Origin of the sequence: Nitrosomonas sp. Nm34 (assembly GCF_900113925.1) — a bacterium.
Lineage (GTDB): Bacteria > Pseudomonadota > Gammaproteobacteria > Burkholderiales > Nitrosomonadaceae > Nitrosomonas.
Window position 1 is genome coordinate 1 of record NZ_FORD01000114.1, and the last position, 3,598, is coordinate 3,598.

3 protein-coding genes are annotated in these 3,598 nt (G+C 53.6%); all 3 read left to right on the top strand.

The annotated features are described in order from the left end of the window. On the top strand, positions 1 to 1,724 hold a 1,724-nt coding region (locus BM283_RS17370; RefSeq protein ID WP_254776436.1), incomplete at its 5' end, for a multiheme c-type cytochrome. Continuing rightward, positions 1,721 to 2,749, top strand: a complete 1,029-nt coding sequence (gene haoB / locus BM283_RS17375; protein WP_090695370.1) for a hydroxylamine oxidation protein HaoB — start codon at positions 1,721 to 1,723, stop codon at positions 2,747 to 2,749. The genes BM283_RS17370 and haoB, both read left to right, overlap by 4 nt. 120 nt (positions 2,750 to 2,869) lie before the next feature. After that, positions 2,870 to 3,586: a cytochrome c-550 CycA gene (cycA, locus tag BM283_RS17380; RefSeq protein WP_090695373.1), complete on the top strand. Its 717-nt coding sequence runs from the start codon at positions 2,870 to 2,872 to the stop codon at positions 3,584 to 3,586. The last annotated feature ends 12 nt before the right edge of the window (positions 3,587 to 3,598 follow it).

Sequence of the window (3,598 nt, forward strand, 5' to 3'; positions counted from 1 at the left end):
AGGAGAGAGGAATGAATGCCAGAAAATGGCTGAAAGGGCTAGCGATAGCCTGTGGAGTAATGCTGGCGGGAGCAGTGCATGCGAACCTGTCGAGTGTGCCGGATGAGACATACAAGGCACTGAACCTGGATCGTAGCAAGGCCACGCCGAAGGAGACCTACGACGCGCTGGTCAAGCGCTACAAGGATCCTGCTCAGGGAGCAGGACGTGGCACGATGGCTGAATACTGGGAGCCGATTCCCTATAGCATGTATTTAGACCCGACCACTTTTTACAAAGCCCCTTCATCGGTCAAGGAAGTCGTCACGCGTCAAGAATGCGTCGAATGTCACTCTGACGAATCACCGGTCTGGGTACAAGCCTGGAAACGCAGCACCCATGCTAACCTGGACGAAGTACGTAAACTGAAACCGGAAGATGCGAAATATTACAAAAAGGAAAAGCTGGAAGAAGTCGAAAATAACCTGCGTTCCCTCGGTAAACTGGGTGCCAAGGAAAACCTGAAGGAAGTAGGCTGTATCGACTGCCACGTCGAAGTGAACGCCAAGAAGAAAGCGGATCACACCAAAGACATCCGCATGCCGACCGCTGACACCTGCGGCACCTGTCACCTGCGCGAATTTGCCGAGCGTGAATCGGAACGCGACACCATGATTTTCCCGAATGGACAATGGCCGGAAGGACGACCCTCCCATGCGCTGGACTGGAAAGCCAACATCGAAACCACCGTCTGGGCCGCCATGCCGCAGCGCGAAGTGGCTGAAGGCTGCTCCATGTGCCATTACAACCAGAACAAATGTGACGGCTGTCATACCCGGCACGAATTTTCTGCGGCAGAATCCCGTAAACCGGAAGCCTGTGCCACCTGCCACAGCGGGGTAGACCACAACAACTGGGAAGCCTACTCCATGTCCAAGCACGGCAAAGTCACCGCCATGATGGGCGATAAATGGAACTGGGACGTGCCCTTGAAAGACGCCTTTGCCAAAGGCGGCCAAAGCGCCCCCACCTGTGCCAGCTGCCACATGGAATATGAAGGCGAATACGCGCACAACATGGTGCGAAAAGTACGCTGGGCCAACTATCCGTTTGTACCCGGTGTAGCTGAAAACATCTCCAGCGAATGGTCAGAAAAACGACTCGACTCCTGGGCAGCCACCTGTAGCCAATGTCACTCGGAACGTTTTGCGCGCACCTACCTGGAACTCATGGACAAAGGCACGCTCGAAGGCCTGGCCAAATACCAGGAAGCTCATGACATCGTCAAGAAACTCTACGACGAAGGCCTGCTGACCGGACAAAAAACCAATCGTCCGGCCCCGCCTGCTCCTGACAAACCGGGCTTTGGCCAATTCACCCAGCTGTTCTGGTCAAAAGGCAACAACCCAGCCTCGATGGAACTCAAAGTGCTTGAAATGGCTGAGAACGACCTTGCAAAAATGCACGTAGGCTTTGCCCACGTCAACCCCGGTGGCTGGACCTATACGGAAGGATGGGGTCCGATGAATCGCGCCTATGTCGAAATTCAAGACGAACACACCCGACTGCGCGAAATGATCACCCTGCAGGAACGCGTCAACAAACTGGAAGGCACCAAAACCAGTCTGCTTGACCTGAACAGCGACAGTGAAAAAATCTCACTGGGCGGACTCGGCGGCGGCATGCTGCTGGCCGGCACGCTCGCGCTGATTGGCTGGCGTAAACGTAAGCAAAACAAAGCTTGAGTACAGCCAATGACAAACAGCGCCCCCCCGGGGGGCGCTGGCAAGACAAGCTCCTCCCGTTACTAGGCATCACGCTCGTAACGGGAGGTTTCATTTTACTTGGCTGGTTTGCTTATCTCTGGCTGACACCGCAGACAGCCCCTTATCACTACCAGCTGATCGCAGAAGGGGAAGCGAACCGATTTCCGGAGCTCGAACTGGAAGCCTGGCCGACGCTCAAGATCAGCAAATATGAAATACGCATAGCAGAAAAAGACCAGCCCATTGCGCTGGCCTATTTCGGGCAAAAGGGAAAAGAAGGGCCGGTACTGCTCAACTGGGAAAATCAAACGGGAGAACCGCTGATTGCCCTGGAGCGCAAACCCTCGGAGCTGAGCGCATTAGCCAGCGCCATCGGCAAATACGTCTCGCCGGACGCCCTTATCCTGGCCTGGTGGGATAGCTCGCGTCAAATACACCTGCTGTCCGAGCGCAACACCCTGTTTAACGCACACTTAAATGAACCGCTCATCATTCCGGCGCGCTGGCAGCCGTATGCCGACACCATCCGTGCCTATGAAAGCGACCTTTCGCACAGCGTGCCCACCGCACAAGAACGAGACCAGTTCCAGCGCTTTACTGAAGCCCTGCTGCAACCGCCTGAAGCAGGCGCAGCCAGACTGCGTGACTTGATTGGCCCCAACCGGGAAGCCTACCTCGTGATCCATGTCTCTGACTTATACAAATTAGGACTGCTGCACCCGGACAAATTTGGCGTCGCCTACAAAAACTTCGTGCTGACCGGCAATATCCATGGACTGATCAACCACATGAAAGTCGAGATGAAAGAACATGATTACCGCACCTATACGCTGCAATCCCTGTCTGATCGCGACATCCGGGCCTTCTTTCTTGCGGACGAGCCCAGCACGCAGACCCTCATGGCGCATCTGCTGCCTTTTACTGAGAAAGCGCCGCCACTGAACCTCCAGGCGGTGCAACTCGTTTATCAACAAGGGGGATACTGGGTATACAAGCTGCCATGAAGCGAGCCGCCACCCAATACCCCTGATCGCATCAAAACCATTTACACAATCCGATGATCGCGTACAATTGAGGCTTAGCCGGATGATAACCAAGACCCAAATTAAAAGAGAGGAGAGAACATGAAGTACATTACAGCCTATGCCATTGCTATCGCAGCCATGTTTGCATTCATGACAGGCGGTGCTATCGCTGCCTCAGACGCCCCATTTGAAGGTCGCACCAAATGCAGCAACTGTCACAAATCGCAAGCCAAATCCTGGAAAGACACCGCCCATGCCAAAGCGATGGAATCGCTCAAGCCCAATACCAAAAAGGAAGCCAAAGTCAAAGCCAAGCTGGATCCTGAGAAAGACTACACCCAGGACAAAGACTGCGTCGGCTGTCATGTCGACGGATTTGGCAAAACAGGCGGCTATAGCATTGATGCCCCGAAAAAACCGCTGACAGGAGTAGGCTGTGAATCCTGCCATGGGCCGGGCAAAAATTACCGTGGCGATCATCGCAAGGCCGGGCAAGCCTTTGAGAAATCAAACAAGACCACACCGCGTAAAACGCTGGCAGACAAAGGACAGGACTTTGCGTTTGAGGAAAGCTGCAATGCCTGTCACATGAACTATGAAGGATCACCCTGGAAAGGAGCGAAAGCCCCTTATACCCCCTTTACTCCGGACGTGGATCCGAAATACACCTTTGACTTTGATAAAATGGTCAAAGATGTGAAAGCCATGCACGAGCACTTCAAACTCGATGGTGTGTTTGTGGGTGAACCTAAATTCAAGTATCACGATGAATTCCAGGCCAGTGCCAAAGAAGGTGAAAAAGGAAAAGAAGAGTAAAACTGTGAAAAA

Excerpts from the sequence above, each read along its gene's own strand:
- cycA (WP_090695373.1), top strand. The coding sequence starts at position 2,870 with ATGAAGTACATTACAGCCTATGCCATTGCTATCGCAGCCATGTTTGCA.